This window comes from Streptomyces mabaensis (genome assembly GCF_053763515.1).
On the sequence record NZ_JBSOPZ010000006.1, the window covers coordinates 20959 to 41169 of the forward strand.

Here is a 20211-nt window from a genome sequence, read left to right on the forward strand (position 1 = left end):
TCGTGAAGTGGCATGGCGCGCAGGCTGGTCGCCGCCGACCTTCAGAGCTTCGCGATGTCCCAGCGGGGCATCTTCGGCTTCCGGCGCGCCGGGGTGCGGCCGCTCAGCAAGATCAGGCGGGCCGCGCGGTGACGCTGGCCCGCGTAGGGGGCGAGCAGTTCCAGCATCCTGTCGTCGTCCGCGTCCCGTTCGCCCGCCAGGGCATGGCCGACGATGCCGGGGAGGTGGACGTCGCCGACCGTGACGGCGTCGGGGGCGCCGTTGGAGCGCTGGACCGTCTCGGCCGAGGTCCAGGGCCCGATGCCGGGGATCAGCTCCAGCCGGGCCGCCGCCGCCTCGGGGGCCATGGCCGCGGCCTCCTCCAGTCGCCGGGCGACCCGGACCGCGCGCATGACCGTCGCCGAGCGCTTGTGGTCCACGCCCGCGCGGTGCCACTCCCACGAGGGGATCATCGCCCAGGTGCGGGCGTCCGGCATGGCGTACATCCGCTCGGGCGCCGGGCCGGGAGCCGGGTCGCCGTACGAACGGACCAGCAGGCGCCAGGCACGGTACGCCTCGTCCGTGGTGACCTTCTGCTCAAGGATCGAGGGGATCAGCGACTCCAGCACCAGGCCGGTGCGGCACAGCCGCAGGCCCGGCCGGCGGCGGTGCGACTCGGCGACCAGGAGGTGCCGGGGGGCGAACGCCGACGGATCGTCGGACTCGCCCAGCAGCGCGGGCAGACCGTCCAGCAGCCACTGCGCCCCGGGGCCCCAGGCCTCGGCGGCCACGGCCCCGTCCCGCGCCGCGACCCGGAGCGTGCCCGGGCCGGCGGGGGTACGGCTCGCCCGCCAGACCGAGCCGTCCGGAGTCGTACGGAACGTGGGGTCGCCCGGTCCCCGCCGCAGCGGGCCGAGGACCAGCCCGAGGTCGAGGGGGCCCGGCGGGGTCCAGCGCCGGGACAGGGCGGCGGCCGGCCGCGCGGGCGCCGGAACCCCGGCGCGGACGGCGACGTGCCCGCCCCGTACACCGGTGCGGGTCACGCGCTGCTGAGGTACGAAGCGTCCTGCCACCCTGAAGAGGCTACTGGTCGGAGGAGAACCGCACCGCACCCGCGGGGAGAACGGCGTCGCACCAGACGCGGACGCCGTCGCGGAACTCGTTGTCGGCCCCCACCACCGCGCCGTCGCCGATGACCGCGCCGGACAGGACCGTACGGGCTCCGATACGGGCGCCCGCGCCGATCAGCGAGCCGGACACCTCCGCCCCGGGCTCGACGACCGCGCCGGCCAGGACCGTACTGCCGTCGATCCGGGCACCCGCGCCGATCTCCGCGCCGGCGCCGATGACCGTACCGCCGGTGAGCTTGGCGTCCGGTGCGACGCTCGCGCCGCCCAGGACGAGCCGGTCGCCGCACCGGCCGGGGACGGCCGGCGACGGGGCGCGGCCCATGACGAGGTCGGCGGAGCCACGGACGAAGGCCTGCGGGGTGCCCAGGTCCAGCCAGTAGGTGGAGTCGACCATGCCCTGGAGATGGGCGCCGGAGTCGAGAAGGCCGGGAAACGTCTCGCGCTCGACGGAGACGGGCCGGCCGGCCGGGATGGCGTCGATGACGGAGCGGCGGAAGACGTACGCGCCCGCGTTGATCTGGTCGGTGACGATCTCCTCGGGAGTCTGCGGCTTCTCCAGGAACGCCGTGACCCGGCCGGTGGAGTCGGTCGGCACCAGGCCGAAGGCGCGAGGGTCCTCGACCCGGGTCAGGTGGAGGGAGACATCGGCGCCGGAGGACTGGTGGGTGGAGACGAGTCCGCGGATGTCGAGGCCCGTGAGGATGTCGCCGTTGAAGATGAGGACCGGGTCGTCGGGTCCGGAGTGCAGCCGGGAGGCGACGTTGCGGATGGCGCCCCCGGTGCCGAGCGGCTCGTCCTCGGTGACGTACTCCAGGTGCAGCCCGAGTGAGGACCCGTCACCGAAGTGCGGCTCGAAGACCTCCGCCAGATAGGAGGTGGCGAGCACGATGTGCTCGACGCCCGCCGCCCGTGCGCGAGCCAGTTGGTGGGTGAGGAAGGGCACACCGGCCGCCGGGACCATCGGTTTGGGGGTGTTCACCGTGAGCGGGCGCAGCCGTGTGCCTTTGCCGCCTACCAGGAGGATCGCTTCTGGCGCTTGAGTCACCTTGTCATCTCTGCTTCCTGCTGGGGCCGGCCCGGGTGGGCGGCCAGTGTATGCAAAGCGTCCCGGTCATCTGCCCTGGTACTCGGCAGACGCGGTCCGGGCCTTGCCGAGCTTCTTGTAGAGGCGGGTTCCGGGGCATTCGGTGACGAATCCGTCCCGGTGCCCGGAGATGACGTTGAGTCTGACTTTCCGGCCCTTCTTGTAGAGGTTCCCGCCGCCCGACGTGAGGGTCGTCTTGCCGAGCGGGTTGGCCGCGTGCAGGCCGAGCTTCCAGGCGGTCAGGCGGGCCACGGCGTCCACGGCCGCCTTGGGCGGGGCCGTGTCGCCGAAGCTGCCGAGGACGGCGATGCCCATGCTGTTGCTGTTGAAACCGAGAGTGTGTGCTCCGAGGACCGGCTTGGCCACGCCTCCCGCCCTCCCTTCGTAGATGTTTCCGCACTTGTCGACGGCGAAGTTGTAGCCGATGTCGCGCCAGCCACTGCTCTTGACGTGGTAGCGGTAGATACTGCGAAGGACCGAGGAAGCCTGCGAGCACGGGTAGTTGTTGCCCGACGCGCTGTGGTGCACGAAGGCCGCCTTCACCTTCTTGGTGTAGACGAAGTCCCGCTGCCTGAGCTTCTCGTCGGCGCCCCAGCCCTTGCGCGTGACGATGCGCGGACGGGGTCCGATGTACGGGCGGGCCGCCGCGGCTGCGGCGTCGCCCGCGAGGTGCACGTCGGCCTGCGACTCCGCCTTGCCGCGCGCCGGGATCTCGTCGGCGCCGATGGGGGCGAGCGAGGCGTTGGCGGCGGAGCTGGCGGCGGCCTCCGCGGTGAGGCCCGGGTAGCCCGGGACGTCGGCCTGAGCACCACTCAGCGGCTCGGTGTCGCCCGGGTCGACGAGCTCGACCCTCATCCCCGGGGGGAGGGGCGCGGGTGCGGCGCTACGGTCCGACCCGGCCCCCGCGACGGCGGCGTCCGCCCGGACGCGTACCTCGATGCCGTCGGAGCGGCCGACCCACAGCGGGGCCGTGCTGCCCCGCACCCGGTCCGAGGTGCCTTCGCCCGTCCGGGGGTCGGCCGCGTGGTCGTGGTTGTGCGTCTCCAGGTGCTGCCAGCCGGACCAGACGGTGGTGCCGGTGGCCCGGGTGCGTACCTGCACACTGCCGCGCAGTTCCGCGCTCGCGTCGTCCCAGACGACCCCGACCAGTGAGAACGTCCGTACGGCACGCGCCGGCAGACCCTGCCTCGCGGCACCGGAGCCACCCCCGGTCCGGTCGGCCGCGGGGCCGAGTGGTGCCAGGGGCAGGGACTGGGTGGAGCCGGGCACCGCCGCTTCGGCGGCGGCCGCGGGGACCGCGGCCAGGGGGTCTAAGGGCTGGGGGGCGAGCGGGAGTGCCAGTGCGGCGGAACACGCGACGCCGATCGAGGAAGCAAGGAATCCACGCATGTATCCGATGCTGTACATAATCAGACAAACCTGTCCATTGGAGAGTTGACGGTCCATCGGCCCGGGCCGCCTCGCCGCTCCCCCGTACGGCCGACCGCGCGCGGCCCGCCCGCGTACCCTTGCGCGGGTGAACGCCACTGATCGCACCCCCGCCGACCTGCTGCGATCCGCGCTCGCCGCGGATCCCGCCCGCCCGCTCGTCACCTTCTACGACGACGCGACGGGCGAGCGCGTCGAACTGTCCGTGGCCACCTTCTCCAATTGGGTGGCCAAGACCGCCAACCTGCTCCAGGGAGACCTCGGCGCCGAGCCGGGCGACCGGCTGGCGCTGCTGCTGCCCGCGCACTGGCAGACCGCCGTCTGGCTGCTCGCCTGCTCCTCGGTGGGCGTGGTCGCCGACGTGGGCGGTTTCCCCGCGCAGGCCGATCTGGTCGTCAGCGGCCCCGACGCCCTGGAGGAGGCGCGCGCCTGCGGCGGTGAGCGCGTGGCGCTCGCCCTGCGCCCCCTGGGCGGCCGCTTCCCGCAGCCACCGGCCGGTTTCATGGACTACGCGGTCGAGGTACCGGCGCAGGGCGACCGCTTCGCGCCGTACGCGTCGGTCGACCCGGACGCGGTGGCGCTGTCCGTCCAGGGGGAGCAACTCACCGGCGCACAGGTGGTCGAGACCGCCCGCGCCGACGCGGCGGCGCAGGGCCTCGGCCCCGGCTCCCGGCTGCTGTCGGGCCTGGCGTACGACAGCTGGGAGGGGCTCTCGGCGGGGCTGTTCGCGCCGCTGGCGGCCGGCGGGTCGGTGGTGCTGTGCCGCAATCTCGGCCAACTTCCGGAGGGCGGGCTCGAGAAGCGCGTCGAGAGCGAGCGGGTCACCGGCACGGTGCTCTAGGGGTGTCGAAGTCCACCCTTCTGGGCGCACCGGCTGCCGAGCGTGCGGGCCTGAGCGGCGATACCCGTACATGATCGACGGTAGGCACAACCAACCGCGACTTCCGGCTGTCCACCCCTGCGAACAGGCGGCCGGTGCGCCGCCGACTCCTTGAGGGATGGACGCAGACGTGACCGACAGCGCTGGCACGCCCCCCGAACGGGACCACCCGGCCGGTCCCGGGGACGAGCCGCCCGACGCGGTCACTTCCGCCCAGGCCAACCGCAGGCGTTACCTGCTGCGTTGGGCCGCCCTCGCCACCGCCCTCGTCGTCCTCGCCGGGGCCGGAGTCGCCTGGTGGCTGTACCGCGAGCTCGACGACAACATCAGGACCGACACCGACGCCGCCGCGGAGTTGGAGAGGTACGAGAAGGAGCGCCCCGCGCTCGCCGTGCGCGGGGCGCAGAACATCCTGCTCATCGGCTCCGACACCCGCGCCGGCAAGGGCAACGCCAAGTACGGCCGCGACATCGGCACCCAGCACTCGGACACCACGATCCTGCTGCACCTGGCCTCGAACCGGCAGAGCGCGACGGCCGTCTCGATCCCGCGCGACCTGATGGTGGAGATCCCCAGCTGCCGGCAGCCGGACGGGACCCGCTCCCGGGAGCGGTTCGCCCAGTTCAACTGGTCGTTCGAGTACGGCGGTGCGGCCTGCACCATCCGTACGGTCGAACGGCTCACCGGCATCCGCGTCGACCACCACATGGTGATCGACTTCCGCGGCTTCAAGAAGATGGTCGACGCGGTCGACGGCGTCGAGATCTGCCTCCGGAAACCGATCAACGACAAGGACGCGCACCTCAGGCTGGCCGCCGGCCGGCACACCCTGCGCGGCGAGCAGGCCCTGGGGTTCGTCCGCGCCCGCAAGAGCCTCGGTGACGGCAGCGACACCGAACGGATGGACCGCCAGCAGCAGTTCCTCGGCTCGCTCGTCAAGAAGGTTCAGAGCAACGGCGTGCTGCTCAATCCGACCAAGCTCTATCCGGTCCTGGACGCCGCGACCTCGTCGATCACGACCGACCCCGGCCTGGACAGCCTGCGCGATCTGTACGGGCTCGTACGCGGCATGCGCGACATCCCCACCGAAAAGGTGCAGTTCCTTACGGTCCCTCGCCAGTCGTACCGTAACGATCCGAACCGGGACGAACTCAAGGAACCGGCGGCGACGCGCCTCTTCAAGCATCTGCGCCTGGACCATCCGCTGAACGTGGCCCCGTCCGGCACCGACGAGGAGGAAGAGGCAGAGGGCAACGGGGATTTCACCGAGGAACCGAGCGGCGAGGCCACTCGTTCAGCGAGTCCGGCGCCCACTTTCAGGGGCACCACGGCGGCGGCCGGTACCTGCCGGTAGCGGATTGGGCGGATTGCCCGGTTGTAGGGGAGTGGAATTTGTCACCAGCATGGCTGGACGCTGAACTGGGCGGATAGTGTGAGCGATCCGGCGAACCCGGCCCTGAGGCCGTGCACTGCCGGACCGTAAGACCGAGCGCCTGGGGGGAGGCGTTTCGCGTGGCACCCGACGGAGGACTCAAACAACCGTGGATGCGCAAGGCCGTGGGCGGGCGGACGAAATCGACCCCGCAGACCAGTGGGTGCTCAACCCCGACACCGGCAATTACGAACTGCGACCGGACCGCTCCGCAGGGCAGCCGTCCGTCGCGCGGCCTCGCAGAGCACCCTCCGCCCCCGCCGCCCCCTCCGGCAGAACCACCTCGGGCTCGGGCTCCGGAGAGGCGGTCCCGCGCGGCAGGACCACGACGCCGCCGCGGCGCACGGTGCCGGGGCCCCGCCGTGGTGACGGGCCGCCGCCGGGAAGCCGGCCGAGCCGCAGGCGCAGGCAGGAGAAGTCGCGCAAGAAGAAAGCGCTGCTGATCACCGGTGGCGCCATGGCGTTCGTACTGGTGGGCAGCTCCCTGGGGCTGTACCTCTACTACAAGCACCTCGACGGCAACATCAACACGATCGGTATCGGCAACGCGGGCAGCGGCGGCTACAAGAAGGACGAGGCCGTCAACATCCTGCTCATCGGCACCGACAAGCGGACCGGCAGCGGCAATGACGGCTACGGCGACAAGAACAGCCCCGGCCACGCCGACACCACGATCCTCTTCCACGTCTCCAAGGACCGGACGAACGCGACCGCGCTCTCCATCCCCCGCGACCTGATCACCGACATCCCGGACTGCCCGACCCGGCAGGAGGACGGCAGCGAGAAGGTCGTCCCCGGCGAGCGCGGCGTGCGCTTCAACACCAGCCTCGGTCAGTCGGGCCGCGACCCGGGCTGCACCATGCGGACGGTCAAGGAACTCACCGGACTCACGGTCGACAACTTCATGATGGCCGACTTCAACGCCATCAAGACGCTGACCACCGCGGTCGGCGGGGTCGAGGTCTGTGTCGCCAAGGACGTCAACGACCCGGACTCCAAGCTGAAGCTGACCAAGGGCACGCACACCATCGCGGGCGAGCAGGCCCTCGCCTTCGTACGCACCCGGCACAGCTTCGGCAACGAGAGCGACCTCGACCGGATCCAGACCCAGCAGCAGTTCCTGAGCTCGCTCATCCGCAAGATGAAGTCGGAGGACACCCTCACCAGCCCCGGGAAGCTGATGGACCTGGCGGAGGCCGGCACCAAGGCGCTGACGGTCGACGACACCATAGGGGGCATCAAGGAGCTCGCCGGGCTGGCCCAGGAACTCGCCAAGGTCGACCCCAAGAACGTCACCTTCACCACACTGCCGGTGATCGACAACCCGGCCGAGACGGTCAAGGCGACGGTCGTCGTCAACAAGAGCAAGGCCGAACCGCTGCTCGCGATGATGCGCTCCGACACCTCGCTGACCGAGGTGAAGAAGAAGGAGAAGGCGGCCAAGAGCAAGCAGGACGCGCTGCTCAAGGGGGATCGCGCCGAACCCGCCGACGTACGGGTCGACGTGTACAACGGCGGCGGCCCGCCCTTCTCCGCGCAGACCACGCTCACCTGGCTGCAGAACGAACAGGGCGTACTCAAGTCCAGCAACCTGGGCAACGCCCCCGCGAAGCTGAAGAAGACCACGCTGGAGTACGCACCGAACCAGGCCGACCAGGCGCGCGCCCTCGCCGACATGATGGGCCTGGCCGGCTCTGCGCTGAAGCCCGGCAGCACGGAAGTCGCCTCGACCACGCCCATGACACTCACGCTGGGCGAGGACTTCGAGGGCGCGGGCATCCCGATCAGCGGCCCGTCGAAGGCGCCCAAGGACATTCAGCAGGTCCAGGCCGACAAGGCGGTGTGCTCCAAGTGACGCCGGCCCGGCGGACCCAGCACAACTGACACAAAGCTTGATATCAGGGGGAAACAAGTGACGCAGAGCAGCGTGCAGAGGGAGGGGGCGCCCCCGCGCGGGGAGCAGGCCCACGACGCCGGCCGGGACGAAGGCATCCGCGAGGGCGGAGACCCGGAAAGAGCCTCCGCGGCCGCGGGGGGCGGCCGGAGGCAGCAGGTCGCGCGGCGGCGGCGTCGCGGCAGATCGCGCATACTTCGCTGGGCCGCGGCCGTACTCTCGCTGCTCATACTCGGGACGGCCGCCGCCGGATACCTGTACTACCGCCATCTCAACAACAGCATCCAGACGGATGACCTGAACCTCGGCGACAAGGACATGGGCAGGTCCAGGCCCAACGCCTTCGGCCAGACTCCGCTGAACATCCTGCTCATCGGCTCCGACGCCCGTGACACCAAGGCGAACCAGGACCTGGGCGGCGCCCGGGAGACCTTCGGCGGCCCTCCGCTCGCGGACGTCCAGATGCTGCTGCACGTCTCCGCGGACCGCAGCAACATCTCCGTGATCAGCATGCCGCGCGACACCCTGATCAAGATGCCCAAGTGCACCGACCGGAAGACCGGCAAGGTCTACCCGGCCACCGTTGGCCGGCGGATCACCAACGAGTCTCTCGGCCGGGGCGGGCCCGGCTGCACGGTGGCCGCCTGGCACGAGCTGACCGGAATTCCGATCGACCACTTCATGATGATCGACTTCGCCGGTGTGGTCTCGATGGCCGACGCCATAGGCGGCGTTCCCGTCTGCGTCACCGACAACATCCACTCCCGTGACAGCCAGGGGCGCGGCTCCGGGCTGAAGCTGAAGGCGGGCACCACCAACATCCAGGGCGAGCAGGCACTGCAGTGGCTGCGGACCCGGTACGGCTTCGAGGACGGCACCGACCTCGCCCGTACCCACGGGCAGCACATGTACATGAACTCGATGGCCCGTCAGTTCCGCGAGAACGCCAAGCTCAGCAACCCCACCAAGCTGAACAGCCTCGCCCAGGCGGCGATCAGGGCGATGGTCGTCGACGAAGGCCTCAACAAGATCGACAAGCTGTTCGACCTGAGCATGGAGCTCAAGAAGGTCCCCACGGAACGCATCACCATGACCACCATGCCCTGGATCCCGTCCCCGTCGGACCGCAACCGGGTCGAACCCAAGCCGGGCGACGCGGAAAAGCTGTTCCAGATGGTCCGCGACGACATCCCGCTGGACGGCAAGGCCCCCGCCAAGAAGAAGCCCGCCGCACCCGCGTCCAAGGACCCGGCCGCCCCCGTGGGCGAGATCGCCGTACTCGTACGCAACGGCACCAGCGGTACGGACGGCACTCAGGCCCGCCAGAAGGGCCGGGCGGGCGCGGTGAAGGACGTGCTCACCGGTAAGGGCTTCACCGCGGCCAAGGCCGACACCCAGTACGCGGCCGAGGACAAGACCGTGATCCGCTTCCCCAGCAGTGACCTGGAGGGCGACGCCCAGGCGGTCGCCAAGGTCCTCGGGCTGCCGCTCACCGCGGTGCAGCGGTCGACCGACGTGTCGGGCGTCACGCTGACCGTGGGCGCGGACTGGCGTACGGGGAACACGTTCCCCAAGCCGTCGGCCACCGACGACGGCAAGGCACCCGCGACGGCCCGCGCGCTCAACGGTGAGGACAAGAAGTGCATGCAGGTCGACAAGAACTTCAGCTGGTAGCGAGCACGAGCAGCACGACATGACGTACGGCTAGGGCCTGTCCGGCGGATCAGGGCCGGATAGGACGCGGCGTCTGGTGCACTGCGCTTCGCTCCGTCTCCGCTCTTTTCCCGGCCCTTCGATGCGGAGCTGCATCGCAAGGCGCCGGAGTGCCCTAATAGCGGAGCTATTCGGGCATTTCGGCAACGCGGCGAGGTGCCGTGCCTGGGGGCACCTCCCAGCGGTAGCTGGGGGAGCGTCGTGGCCCCGGCCAAGATCCGCCGGACAGGCCCTAAGGGGCCCCGCACGCGGGGCCCCTTAGGGCGTGCTGCGGGTACGTGCGGCGCTACGTCGTCGTCGAGCCGGCAGCGGCCGGCCGGACCGCCGGGCGGCGGCTCGCGATGACCTTCCGCGCCAGCGCGCGGGGGCTGGTCAGGAAGCCGTACCCCCACGACATGTGCATGGTGGCCAGGGCCACCGGGATCCGCGCCCGCGCCTTCAGCGGCAGGCCCTTGCCCGCCGGGACCGACCCGGCCACGATCGCGGCGAGGTAGCCGGCCGGGACGACGAAGCCCCACGGAGTGACGGTCGCACCCAGCAGCGCGCCTGCGGCGATCGCGCAGACCGCCGTCGGCGGCGCGAGGTAACGCAGGTTGATCGAGCCGGAGTGGTAACGGGCGACGACATGGCGCCAACGGCCGTAGTCCTTGTACTGCTTCGCGAGCGCCCTGACGCTCGGGCGCGGCCGGTACTGGACCTTCAGCTCCGGCGAGAACCAGATCAGCCCGCCGGCCTCGCGGATGCGGAAGTTCAGCTCCCAGTCCTGGGCGCGGATGAACTCCTCGTTGTACCCGCCCTGCTGCTCCAGCGCCTCGCGGCGGAAGACACCCAGATACACGGTGTCCGCGGGACCGGCCTGGCCGCCCGTGTGGAAGGCCGCGTTGCCGACGCCGATCTTCGAGGTCATCGCGGCGGCGACCGCGTGCTCCCAGTCGTTCTCGCCCTCGGCGTGCATGATGCCGCCGACGTTCTGCGCGCCGGTCTCCTCCAGCAGCCTCACGGCGGTCGCGATGTAGTCCGGCGAGAGCATGCCGTGCCCGTCGACCCGCACCACGACCGGGTGCCGGGACGCCTTGATGGCGGCGTTGAGCGCGGCCGGGGTACGGCCGGTCGGGTTCGGGACGGTGTGGACGCGGGCCCGCCCGTGGGCGGCCGTCTCGCGCACCAGCTCGGCGGCGATCTCGTCGGTGCGGTCCGTGGACGGCCCGAGCGCGATCACCACCTCCATCTCGCCCTCGTACTCCTGCTCCAGGATGTGCTGGACGGAGCTCCTCAGGTGGCGTTCCTCGTTGAGCACCGGCATGATCACCGAAACTGCGGGGTGCTGGGGCATGTGGTCCTTCGGGGGTCCGGGGGCCCGCGGCGTGAGCCGCTGATGTCACAGCCCCGGGAGACAGCGGTAGCGGGTTCACGTTACCGCGAACGGGGGACACGGTCGCGCGCCGACCGGGCGCCACCCGCTGTCGCAGATCGTATGGGCCTACCGTGCTCACGGTCCCCCCTTGCCGCCAGCGGAGGTGTCCCACGTGCCCCAGCCGCACCGCTCCCCCGGCTCCCGGCAGCCCCACCCGCACCGGAACGCTCCACGGCGGGGGCCACGCAGGCGCCGCGAGGGGCCGCGGTGGGGCATGCGGATGGCGACGACACTCTCCGTCGTGGTGCTGGGATCCGGGGCGATCGGGCACGCGGTGATGACCGGGCTGGACACGGGAATCGAGCGGGTCGACCCCTTCAAGGACATGAAGAACCGGCCCGAGGCCGGCCACGGCATGAACGTACTGCTCGTGGGGACCGACGCCCGGGACAAGATCACGGAAGCGGAGAAGAAGCAGTACCGGCTCGGGGGCGCGCCCTGCCACTGCACCGACACCGTCATGCTGGTGCACATCTCGGAGGACCGGGAGCGCGCGAGCATCGTGAGCCTGCCCCGGGACAGCTACGCGGAGGTGCCCGCGCACACCGATCTGACCAGCGGCAAGCAGCACGAGGCCCATCCGGTGCGGCTCAACGCCGCGTACGCGGAGGGCGGGCCCACGCTGACGGTGCGCACGGTCGAGCACATGACCAAGGTGAAGATCGACCACTATCTGGAGATCGACTTCACCAGCTTCATGAAGACCGTCGACGCGGTCGGCGGGGTGGAGATCTGCACGGTCCGGCCGATGAAGGACGCGTACACCGGGCTGAGCCTGCCCGCCGGCAACCACCAGCTGACCGGCGGCCAGGCTCTGCAGTACGTCCGCTCCCGGCACATCGACGGCGCCGCCGACCTCGGCCGCATGCAGCGCCAGCAGCGCTTCCTCGCCGCGCTCATCTCCCGCGTGACCAGCACCGGAGTCCTGTTCAACCCGGTGAAGTTCCGGCAGGTCTCCGCCACCGTGCTCGGCTCGGTCCGCGCCGACGAGGACTTCGGCATGCAGCAGATGCTCGCCCTGGGGCAGGCGATGCGCGGCTTCAGTCCGTCGTCGTCGGAGTTCACGTCCGTACCGGTCGGTGATGCCTCGTATCCGGTCAAGGGCATCGGCTCGACCATCAAATGGGACGAGGAGAAGGCGACGCGACTCTTCAGCGCGCTGCGCGACGACCGGCCGCTCGCCCCGCACCGGCCGCAGCGGCAGCCGGCGGCACCCGTCGACGTCCCGCCGCGGCAGATCCGTGTACACATCGAGAACGGCACGGCCGTCGACGGCCTCGGCGGCCGCATCGACCGGGCCCTGAAGGCCACCGGCTTCAACACCACCGGCACGCCCGGCAACGCCGCGCGCCAGGATGTGCGGCGCACGGTCGTGTCGTATGACCCGCGCTGGAACCGCTCGGCGCGGTCGCTGGCCGTCGCGCTGCCGGGGGCGCAGCTGCGCCCGGTGAAGGGGCTGGGGCCGACGCTGCGGGTGACGGCCGGAACGGATTTCACGAAGGTCACGCCGGTGCGGGCCGACGATGCGTACGAGGGCGAGTTCGGGGTCGTCACGGGCGACCAGGTCATCTGCCCGTAGGGCGTCGGGGCGCGGGGCCGCCGTCAGGGCAGCTCAAACGCCGGGGCTGCCCAACCGCAGGGGCCGCTCAGTCGTCGAAGCCCTCGGCGGACCGCTTCTCCCGCAGCTCCTTGATCGCCCGCCGCCGGGCGAGCCGGTGCGTACGCCGGATCTGCGCCTCCTGGTAGCGCCGCTCGTCGCGCTCGGTCTCCGGGACCACCGGCGGTACGGTCCGTGGCTTGCCGTCCGCGTCGACCGCGGCGAACACCAGGTACGCGGTGCCGACCTGTGTGGCCGGCGTGGACTCGTTCCAGCGCTCCGCCAGGACCCGGACGCCGACCTCCATCGAGGACCGGCCGGTCCAGTTGACCTGCGCCTTCACATGAACCAGGTCACCGACCCTGACCGGCTCCAGAAACACCATCTCGTCCATGGACGCGGTGACCGCGGGGCCACCGGAATGCCGCCCGGCCACCGCGCCCGCGGCGTCGTCCACCAGCTTCATGATCACGCCGCCGTGCACCGTACCGAGGAGGTTGGTGTCACTGCCGGTCATGATGTGCGACAGGGTGGTACGTGAAGCTGAGGTGGGCTTACCGGGAAGATCTGTCATGGTCACCACCTTAAGTCCGCCCGGATTGCATCATCTCTGCAACAGCCCGGCCCCTAATTCCCACCCGCCCTGTCAGAGGGCACGGCGCGGCATGCATCCTTGTCCGCATGAATGACTGGCCCGACGGATGGACCGACAACCGCAGCGACGGGTACGGCCGCGGCAGCGCGAGCGCGCGGCCGGAGGGCGCCCGGTCCATGCGGCACGTTCAGCGCAGGCCCGCGCCCGGGCCGTCCGCCGCACCGCCGGTGCCGGGCGTCCCGCCGCAGCAGTCGCAGGGGTACGACGACTACTACGACGGCGACGGCGGCGGCTACAGCCAGGGCCAGGTTTACGGCGGCGGCAACCGCGCCGGCGGCGGCCGCCCGCCGCGCACCGCCCAGGCCGCGCCCGACTGGCGCCGCCGCATCAAGGTGGGCGCGACGACGCTGCTCGTCGTGCTGCTCGCGGTCTCCGTCGGTACGTACTTCTGGGCCGACTCCAAGCTCAAGCGTGAGGTGGATCTCTCCAAGGTCATCGAGCGGCCGGGCGAGGGCGACGGCACGAACTACCTGATCGTGGGGTCCGACAGCCGCGAGGGCATGTCCGACGAGGACAAGAAGAGACTCCGGACGGGCTCCGCCGAGGGCAAGCGCACCGACTCGATGATGATCCTCCACGACGGCAGCAACGGGCCGACCCTGATATCGCTGCCGCGTGACTCGAACGTGGAAATACCGTCCTTCCGCGGCTCGGACTCCGGGAAGCTGTTCCCCGCGCAGGGCCGGCAGGTCAAGCTGAACGCGGCGTACTCGGAGGACGGCCCCGAGCTCCTCGTCCGTACCGTCGAGCACAACACCGGCCTGCGCATCGACCACTACGTCGAGATCGGGTTCGCCGGCTTCGCCAACATCGTGGACGCGATGGGCGGCGTGGAGATGGACATCCCCAAGGCGTTCAAGGACAAGAACTCCGGCGCCGACTTCCAGGCCGGCAGGCAGACCCTCGACGGCGAGCAGTCCCTGGCCTTCGTCCGGACCCGCTACGCGTTCGAGGGCAGCGACCTGGACCGCACGAAGAACCAGCAGAAGTTCCTGGCCGCCCTGGCGAGCCAGACGGCGACGCCGGGCACGATCCTGAACCCCTTCAAGCTCTACCCGACCATGGGCGCCGGCCTGGACACGCTCATCGTCGACAAGGACATGAGCCTGTTCGACCTGGGCCAGATGTTCTTCGCGATGAAGGGCGTCACGGGCGGCGACGGCAAGTCCATGAACATGCCGGTCTCGGGCACCAGGAACGGCAACCTGGTCTGGGACAAGGCCAAGGTGCAGCAGCTGGTGCAGCAGCTCAAGAACGACGAGAAGGTCACCGTCGAGTCGCAGTGACGAGGAGCTGCTGCCCGGGCCGCCAGGAAACCACCACCCCTGTGAGAGGCAGGGTCCGAACGTATCCTTGTGGCAGCATTCGTCCTCTTTTTTCGTCCTTGCGGACGTCCCGGGAGTCAGGAAGAGCGCCGCTAGGCAGGTGATCCAAGTGGTCGACGGCGGGGATGGCGGCAGGTTCATCGTGGGCCTCCGGGAGCGGTTCCTGGCGGGCGAGCAGGTCACGGGTGGTGTGCGAAGTCCGGTTCTCGCCTCGTGGCAGCGCTGCCGGGCCCTGGGCCTCGCACCTGATCACCTGGAGCCCCCCTACCAGGCGGATCTCGACCACGCCGATGCCCTCCTGCGTGCGGCCGATCCCGTGCTCGACAGGCTGCAGGGCCGCATCGCCGGCACGTGGGCGAGCGTGGCGCTCACCGACGCGCAGGGCTTTGTACTGCGCCGCGAGGCCGGTCATCCGCAGTTGGCTCGCTCCATCGAAGCCCAACGGCGCGGTCCTGGTTTCACTCTCGCCGAGCGGTTCGCCGGCACGAACGGCGTCGGCGTCGCGCTGGCGGGAAGGCGTCCCGCCCATGTCCGCGGCCATGAGCACTTCGCCGAGCTCCTGAATGGGCTGAGCTGCATCTCCGTTCCGATACGCCACCCGCTCAGCGGGAGCATCGTCGGAGTCCTCGACCTCTCCTGTCCTTCCACGGATTTCAGCCTGGCTGCGGACGCGGTCATGCGCACCGCGGCCCTCGCTGTCGAACGACGGCTGCTGGAGCAGAGCGCGGAGCGTGAGCGCGCGCTGCTGGAGGCGTACGTGCGCGTGGACCGTGAGGGGAGGCCCGCCGTACCCGTCACGGGCTCGTACCTCGGCGCCACTCCCCCGCCGGACAGCCACTTTGCCCGCTGTGACCATCTCCTCCTCCAGGAGATGGCCGCCCCCCTGATCGCCTCGGGCCGCAAAGCGGCCATCGAGGTCGCCCTCTCCCACGGCCGGGTGGTCACACTCGTGGCCCGCCCGGTGGGCGATCCGTTCGAGGGAGTCGTCGTCGAAGCGCTCCTCCCGGGTGGCCCGCCGCAGGAGCACCTGGCCGTCGGCCCGCAGGGGCCTCCGGCGGCTGCGGCGCCCGCGGGTGCGGGCGCGGGCGCGGGTGCCGCGGCTCCCGCGTACCGCTGGCCGCTGGCCGTCGGCGAGCCGGCCGTGGGCAGGTACGCCGTCGTGGCGCGGCAGCGCCTGGAGCTGCTGAGCGAGGCAGGCGTCCGCATCGGAACCACCCTGGACGTGACCCGTACCGCCGGAGAACTGGCCGAGGTGACCGTCCCGCGCTTCGCCGACCACGTGAGCGTGGACCTGTACGACTCCGTGCTCGAGGGAGGCGAGCCCGCCGCGGCCGGCGCGCCGCTGCGTCGTACGGCCTCCCACGGCATCGGGGAGGACCGCGGATTCTTCCCCGTGGGTGAGCGGATCACGCCGGCCGCCACCACGCCCCAGGCCAACTGCCTGGCCCCCGGGGCGAGCGCGGTACTGGTGGCGGACCTGACCACCGCGTCCGGGTGGTCGGCGCAGGAGTCCGTGCGCGCGGACACGTTCACCGAGCGGGGCGTCCGGTCCCTGATCGCCGCGCCCGTGGTGGCCCGTGGAGCCGTCCTGGGCGTGGCGAGCTTCTACCGCGCCGGAACCTCGGCCGCCTTCGAGGACGACGACGTGTTCCTGGCCGAGGAGCTCGCCGGCCGCGCCGCGGTGAGTATCGACAACGCGCGCCGCTACACCCGTGAGCGCACCATGGCCCTGACACTGCAGCGCAGTCTGCTGCCCCGCGGCCTTCCCGGACAGAACGCCCTCGATGTCGCCCATCGCTATCTGCCCGCGCAGGCCGGAGCGGGCGGGGACTGGTTCGACGTCATCCCGCTGTCGGGGGCCCGCGTCGCCCTCGTCGTCGGCGACGTCGTCGGTCGCGGCGTTCATGCGGCGGCCACCATGGGCCGCCTGCGCACAGCGGTGCACAACTTCGCGGCTTTCGACCTGGAGCCGGACGAGCTGCTGGCGCACCTGGACGCCCTGGTCGACCGAATCGACCGGGAAGAGGGCGGCGAATGGGGTGACGGCGTCATCGGGGCCACCTGCCTGTACGCCGTCTACGACCCGACGTCCGGCCGCTGCACGCTCGCCCGGGCCGGGCACCCTCCGCCCGCGCTCATCGACCCCGGCGGCGCCGTCAGCTGCCCCGAGCTGCCGGCGGGGCCACCGCTCGGGCTGGGTGGCTTCCCCTTCGAGAGCGCCGAACTCGTCCTGCCGGAGAACAGCCGGCTCATCCTCTACACCGACGGCCTCATCAGCGACCGGAAACGCGGCATGGGTACCGGACTGCAGAACCTGCACGGCGTCCTCGCCCGGTCCGGACGCGGCTCACTCGAGCACACCTGCCAGGCCGTGACCGACGCCCTGGTGCCGGACGGGCCCGGCGATGACGACGTGACCCTGCTCGCCGTCCGCACCCGCACCATGGACCCCCGCTCCATCGCCCGCTGGGACGATCTCCCCTCCGATCCGGCCGTCGTCTCCCGCCTGCGCGCCGAGGCCGTCCGGAAGCTGGCCGACTGGGGCATGGAGGAGGCCGCCTTCACCACAGAACTGATCCTCAGCGAGCTGCTCACCAATGCCATCCGCTACGGCAAGGAGCCGGTCGGGGTGCGGCTGCTGCGCGACCGGACGCTCATCTGCGAGGTCTCCGACGGCAGCAGCACCTCCCCCCACCTCCGTCAGGCGGACGCCACCGACGAAGGCGGACGCGGCCTGTTCCTCGTCGCCCAGATGGCCCGGCGGTGGGGAACCCGCTACACGTCGCGCGGCAAGGTCATCTGGGCCGAGCAGTAGCAGCGTACGAACGGCCCCCGGCAGCGCTTGCCTGCCGGGGGCCGTACGGTTCGAGCGAGGCGGGGAGGTCCTGCTACGGCAGGTTCCTGGCCATCACGATGCGCTGGACCTGGTTCGTGCCCTCGTAAATCTGCGTGATTTTCGCGTCGCGCATCATGCGCTCCACCGGGTAGTCGCGCGTGTAGCCGTAGCCGCCCAGGAGCTGGACCGCGTCCGTGGTGATCTCCATCGCCGCGTCCGAGGCGTAGCACTTCGCGGCCGCGCCGAAGAACGTCAGGTCCGCGTCCCCGCGCTCCGACTTGGCCGCCGCCGCGTAGGTGAGCTGGCGGGCCGCCTCCAGCTTCATCGCCATGTCCGCGAGCATGAACTGCACGCCCTGGAAGTCGGCGATCGGCTTGCCGAACTGCTTGCGCTCCTGGACGTAGCCCTTGGCGTAGTCCAGCGCGCCCTGGGCGATGCCGAGGGCCTGGGCCGCGATGGTGATGCGGGTGTGGTCCAGGGTCTTCATCGCCGTGGCGAAGCCGGTGCCCTCCTCGCCGATCATGCGGTCGGCGGGGATCCGGACGTTGTCGAGGTAGACCTCGCGGGTCGGGGAGCCCTTGATGCCGAGCTTCCGCTCCGGGGCGCCGAAGGAGACGCCCTCGTCGGACTTCTCGACCACGAACGCGCTGATGCCCTTGGAGCGCTTGGTGGGGTCGGTGACGGCCATCACCGTGTAGTACTCGCTGACACCCGCGTTGGTGATCCAGCGCTTCACGCCGTTGAGGACGTAAGTGTCGCCGTCCCGGACCGCCTTGGTCCTCATGCCCGCCGCGTCCGAGCCGGCGTCCGGCTCGGAGAGGCAGTACGAGAACATCGCGTCGCCCGCCGCGAGCGGGGCCAGGTACCTCTTCTGGAGGTCCTCGGAGCCGGAGAGGATCACCGGCAGCGAGCCCAGCTTGTTGACGGCCGGGATCAGGGAGGAGGACGCACAGACGCGGGCCACCTCCTCGATGACGATCACGGTCGCGAGGGCGTCGGCGCCCGCGCCGCCAAAGGACTCCGGTACGTGCACCGCGTGCAGGTCGGAGGAGACGAGGGCGTCCAGCGCCTCCTGCGGGAAGCGGCCCTGTTCGTCGACCTCCGCGGCGAACGGTGCGATCTTCGCCTCGGCGAGGGAGCGGACGGTTTCGCGGAGCATGTCGTGCTCTTCGGCCGGGCGGTACAGGTCGAAGTCTTCCGAACCCGCCAAGGTTTCTCACTCCCCAGAATGCTAACTACCGTTAAGTAACCCAATTTTAGACGGACCGGCGGCCGTCGCCTACGTGAGTTTGGCGACAGCGACGGAAGTCACGGGGAGAGATCCCCGGAAAATGCCCGACTATGCTCGGGCGCGCACGCCTGACCGCATCCCACTGGAGCACCACATGGCCCTCAAGATCACCGTGATCGGCACCGGCTACCTCGGCGCCACGCACGCCGCGGCGATGGCCGAGCTGGGCTTCGAGGTGCTCGGGCTGGACGTCGTCCCCGAGAAGATCGAGATGCTCGCCGCCGGCCGGGTCCCGATGTACGAGCCGGGGCTCGAGGAGCTGCTGCGCAAGCACGTCGAGGGGTTCGAGGGATCGAGCGGGCGGCTGCGCTTCACGACGTCGTGGGAGGAGGTCGGCGAGTTCGGCGACGTGCACTTCGTGTGCGTGAACACCCCGCAGAAGCAGGGGGAGTACGCGTGCGACATGAGTTACGTCGACGCCGCCTTCGAGTCGCTGGCGCCGCAGCTGCGGCGGGCGGCGCTGGTCGTGGGCAAGTCGACCGTGCCGGTCGGCAGCGCGGCCCGGCTCGCGGCGCGGCTGGCCGAGCTGGCTCCGGCGGGCGCGGGGGCCGAGCTGGCGTGGAACCCGGAGTTCCTGCGCGAGGGCTTCGCCGTACAGGACACGCTGCACCCGGACCGGATCGTGGTGGGCGTCGAGAGCGAGCGGGCCGAGAAGCTGCTGCGCGAGGTGTACGCGTCTCCGGTCGGGGAGGGTTCGCCGTTCGTGGTGACGGACTTCCCCACGGCAGAGCTGGTGAAGACCTCTGCGAACTCGTTCCTGGCCACCAAGATCTCGTTCATCAACGCCATGGCCGAGGTGTGCGAGGCGGCGGACGGTGACGTGGCGAAGCTGGCCGAGGCGATCGGGTACGACGAGCGCATCGGCTCGAAGTTCCTGCGGGCCGGGATCGGCTTCGGAGGCGGCTGCCTGCCGAAGGACATCCGCGCGTTCATGGCACGCGCGGGTGAGCTGGGCGCGGACCAGGCGCTGACGTTCCTGCGCGAGGTCGACTCGATCAACATGCGCCGGCGCGGGCACATGGTCGAGCTCGCCCGCGACGCGCTCGGCGGCGGCGGCTTCCTGGGCAAGCGGGTGGCGGTGCTGGGCGCGACGTTCAAGCCCGACTCGGACGACGTACGGGACTCGCCGGCGCTGAACGTCGCCGGGCAGATCCATCTCCAGGGCGGCCAGGTGATGGTGTACGACCCGAAGGGCATGGACAACGCGCGGCGCCTCTTCCCCACGCTGGGGTACGCGGACACGGCGCTGGAGGCGGCCAAGGGCGCGGATGTGGTGCTGCACCTGACGGAGTGGCGCGAGTTCCGCGAGCTGGACCCGGCGGAGCTGGGCGAGGTGGTCGCGGAGCGGCTGATCCTGGACGGCCGCAACGCGCTGGACGCGGTGCGCTGGCGCGAGGCGGGCTGGACGTACCGGGCGATGGGCCGCCCGAAGGCGTAGCCGCACTTGGCCCGGCGCGGGCACAGCCGCACGGCCGAAGGCGTCCCCCGCCGAACGCGGGCGCAGCCGTACGGCCTGCTGAAGGCGTCCCCCGCCGAACGCGGGCGCAGTCCGG

Annotated in this window: 14 protein-coding genes; 8 read left to right on the plus strand and 6 right to left on the minus strand. The window is 71.0% G+C overall.

What is annotated here, in order from left to right; translation table 11 throughout:
- Positions 1-41: 41 nt before the first annotated feature.
- The 3 genes from ACWV17_RS07030 to ACWV17_RS07040 form a co-directional block, all read right to left on the minus strand.
- Positions 42-1052 carry a DNA-3-methyladenine glycosylase family protein gene (locus ACWV17_RS07030; RefSeq protein WP_455358927.1) on the minus strand — a complete coding sequence of 337 codons (1011 nt, stop codon included), beginning with the start codon at positions 1050-1052 and terminating at the stop codon, positions 42-44.
- A gap of 10 nt (positions 1053-1062) precedes the next feature.
- Entirely contained in the window at positions 1063-2154 is a 1092-nt protein-coding gene (locus ACWV17_RS07035; protein WP_455358928.1) for a sugar phosphate nucleotidyltransferase, read from the minus strand.
- Positions 2155-2220: 66 nt separating this feature from the next.
- Positions 2221-3582 (minus strand): N-acetylmuramoyl-L-alanine amidase, encoded by a 1362-nt coding sequence (locus ACWV17_RS07040; protein ID WP_455358929.1) that lies wholly within the window; start codon positions 3580-3582, stop codon positions 2221-2223.
- Between the two features lie 127 nt (positions 3583-3709).
- Here ACWV17_RS07040 and ACWV17_RS07045 point away from each other — a divergent pair, with 127 nt between their 5' ends.
- The 4 genes from ACWV17_RS07045 to ACWV17_RS07060 all read left to right on the plus strand — a co-directional run bounded on the left by ACWV17_RS07045 (position 3710) and on the right by ACWV17_RS07060 (position 9501).
- On the plus strand, positions 3710-4462 hold the full coding sequence (locus ACWV17_RS07045) for a TIGR03089 family protein (RefSeq protein ID WP_455358930.1): 753 nt from the start codon (positions 3710-3712) through the stop codon (positions 4460-4462).
- Between the two features lie 157 nt (positions 4463-4619).
- On the plus strand, positions 4620-5855 hold the full coding sequence (locus ACWV17_RS07050) for an LCP family glycopolymer transferase (protein WP_455351451.1): 1236 nt from the start codon (positions 4620-4622) through the stop codon (positions 5853-5855).
- A gap of 187 nt (positions 5856-6042) precedes the next feature.
- Entirely contained in the window at positions 6043-7788 is a 1746-nt protein-coding gene (locus ACWV17_RS07055) for an LCP family protein (RefSeq protein WP_455358931.1), read from the plus strand.
- A 57-nt stretch (positions 7789-7845) separates the two neighbouring features.
- Positions 7846-9501, plus strand: coding sequence for an LCP family protein (locus ACWV17_RS07060; protein WP_455358932.1), 1656 nt, complete (start codon positions 7846-7848; stop codon positions 9499-9501).
- A gap of 325 nt (positions 9502-9826) precedes the next feature.
- Here ACWV17_RS07060 and ACWV17_RS07065 read toward each other — a convergent pair whose 3' ends face one another.
- A complete protein-coding gene (locus ACWV17_RS07065; RefSeq protein ID WP_455358933.1) occupies positions 9827-10873 on the minus strand; it encodes a glycosyltransferase family 2 protein in 1047 nt (348 codons plus the stop codon).
- Between the two features lie 193 nt (positions 10874-11066).
- Between ACWV17_RS07065 and ACWV17_RS07070 the strand changes: the two genes are divergently transcribed.
- On the plus strand, positions 11067-12533 hold the full coding sequence (locus ACWV17_RS07070) for an LCP family protein (RefSeq protein ID WP_455358934.1): 1467 nt from the start codon (positions 11067-11069) through the stop codon (positions 12531-12533).
- Between the two features lie 67 nt (positions 12534-12600).
- Here the strand turns inward: ACWV17_RS07070 and ACWV17_RS07075 are convergent, their stop codons facing one another.
- Complete coding sequence (locus ACWV17_RS07075; RefSeq protein ID WP_455351446.1) at positions 12601-13125, minus strand: acyl-CoA thioesterase; 525 nt, start codon at positions 13123-13125, stop codon at positions 12601-12603.
- Between the two features lie 107 nt (positions 13126-13232).
- On the opposite strand from ACWV17_RS07075, the gene ACWV17_RS07080 reads away from it, so the two are divergent.
- Positions 13233-14492, plus strand: a complete 1260-nt coding sequence (locus tag ACWV17_RS07080; protein WP_455358935.1) for an LCP family protein — start codon at positions 13233-13235, stop codon at positions 14490-14492.
- Between the two features lie 139 nt (positions 14493-14631).
- A complete protein-coding gene (locus ACWV17_RS07085) occupies positions 14632-17346 on the plus strand; it encodes a SpoIIE family protein phosphatase (protein ID WP_455358936.1) in 2715 nt (904 codons plus the stop codon).
- A gap of 73 nt (positions 17347-17419) precedes the next feature.
- Here ACWV17_RS07085 and ACWV17_RS07090 read toward each other — a convergent pair whose 3' ends face one another.
- Positions 17420-18577 (minus strand): acyl-CoA dehydrogenase, encoded by a 1158-nt coding sequence (locus tag ACWV17_RS07090; RefSeq protein WP_455358937.1) that lies wholly within the window; start codon positions 18575-18577, stop codon positions 17420-17422.
- Positions 18578-18752: 175 nt separating this feature from the next.
- On the opposite strand from ACWV17_RS07090, the gene ACWV17_RS07095 reads away from it, so the two are divergent.
- Positions 18753-20096 (plus strand): UDP-glucose dehydrogenase family protein, encoded by a 1344-nt coding sequence (locus tag ACWV17_RS07095; protein ID WP_455358938.1) that lies wholly within the window; start codon positions 18753-18755, stop codon positions 20094-20096.
- The last annotated feature ends 115 nt before the right edge of the window (positions 20097-20211 follow it).

Excerpts from the sequence above, each read along its gene's own strand:
- ACWV17_RS07040 (WP_455358929.1), bottom strand. The coding sequence starts at position 3,582 with ATGCGTGGATTCCTTGCTTCCTCGATCGGCGTCGCGTGTTCCGCCGCA.
- ACWV17_RS07050 (WP_455351451.1), top strand. The coding sequence starts at position 4,620 with ATGGACGCAGACGTGACCGACAGCGCTGGCACGCCCCCCGAACGGGAC.
- ACWV17_RS07065 (WP_455358933.1), bottom strand. The coding sequence starts at position 10,873 with ATGCCCCAGCACCCCGCAGTTTCGGTGATCATGCCGGTGCTCAACGAG.
- ACWV17_RS07075 (WP_455351446.1), bottom strand. The coding sequence starts at position 13,125 with ATGACAGATCTTCCCGGTAAGCCCACCTCAGCTTCACGTACCACCCTG.
- ACWV17_RS07080 (WP_455358935.1), top strand. The coding sequence starts at position 13,233 with ATGAATGACTGGCCCGACGGATGGACCGACAACCGCAGCGACGGGTAC.
- ACWV17_RS07095 (WP_455358938.1), top strand. The coding sequence starts at position 18,753 with ATGGCCCTCAAGATCACCGTGATCGGCACCGGCTACCTCGGCGCCACG.